This is a genomic window from Oleiphilus sp. HI0067, from assembly GCF_001635735.1.
In genome coordinates this window covers 1-1,128 of record NZ_LWFI01001694.1, presented here as the reverse complement: position 1 = coordinate 1,128, position 1,128 = coordinate 1, and the positions used below count along the sequence as shown (strand labels likewise).

1 protein-coding gene is annotated in these 1,128 nt (G+C 47.3%); it reads left to right on the top strand.

The features are described 5' to 3' along the window. Window positions 1-1,087, top strand: a 1,087-nt coding sequence (locus A3739_RS27020; protein WP_082878640.1) for a CaiB/BaiF CoA-transferase family protein, incomplete at its 5' end; no start/stop codon positions are given. Between the last annotated feature and the right edge of the window lie 41 nt (window positions 1,088-1,128).

The window sequence follows — 1,128 nt, the reverse complement described above, 5'->3', positions numbered from 1 at the left end:
CGAACCGCCCGAGAAAGGTGATCCGATTCGGGGATGGCGACTCACTGAATATGGCACATCTTATTGGTGGTACAGCATCGGCCGTAATAAGAAGTCTGTGACTTTAGATCTCAAGTCAGACAAGGGTCGGGAGATCGCGGGCAAGCTTATTGAAAAAGCAGATGTTTTGGTCGAAAACTTTAGACCGGGCACGATGGAAAAGTGGGGCTTAGGTCCAGAACTTCTTCGCGAGAAAAATCCTAGTTTAATCTATACACGAATATCGGGTTACGGTCAGGATGGACCGTATGCAAACAAGCCTGGTTTCGCTTCTGTTTGTGAAGGCTTTGGCGGGTTTCGCCATGTGAATGGTTTTGAGAACGAAGCTCCTGTCAGACCAAATCTAAGTATTGGTGATACTTTAGCTGCCATTCACGCGGCCCTCGGGATTGCAATGGCAATTATTGAACGACATAACAATACCGACGGTCTCGGGCAAATTGTTGATGTCGCACTTTATGAGGCGGTATTTAATTTGATGGAGGGTGTAGTGCCCGAATACTCAGGGTGTAGTGCGATTCGTGAACCCTCAGGAACAACCGTGACAGGTATTGTCCCTACGAATACTTATCGTTGCGCAGATAATAAATACGTGATTATTGGCGGCAACGGCGATTCTATCTACAAACGTTTAATGCATGCTGCAGACCGAGCAGATCTGGCGGAGCATGAGGAAATGCAAACCAATGCCGGTCGGGTTGTTCACCAAGACACCATTGATCAAGCGATAGGGCAGTGGTGTTTGGCGCACTCTTCAAGAGAGATTATTGATATTCTTGAGGCTGAACGCGTGCCCGTTGGGCCAATTTATAACGCCCAAGACATGTTTGAAGATCCACATTATCAAGCGCGTGGCTTGTTCGAGAAAGTTGAAATAAACGGGAGAGAGCTAGAGATTCCGGCCATTGTTCCAAAGCTTAAATCAACGCCAGGTAAAACCGATTGGCCTGGAGCAACGCTGGGCGAACACACAGAAAGCGTGTTGGCTGAGCTTTTAGACTTAGATCAAGCTGGGTTCGCTCAGTTAAAAGAGGAAGGCGTGATCTAATCTTTCCTCCCTCTATTTTCATTGAGCTTAACTTGCTTTGC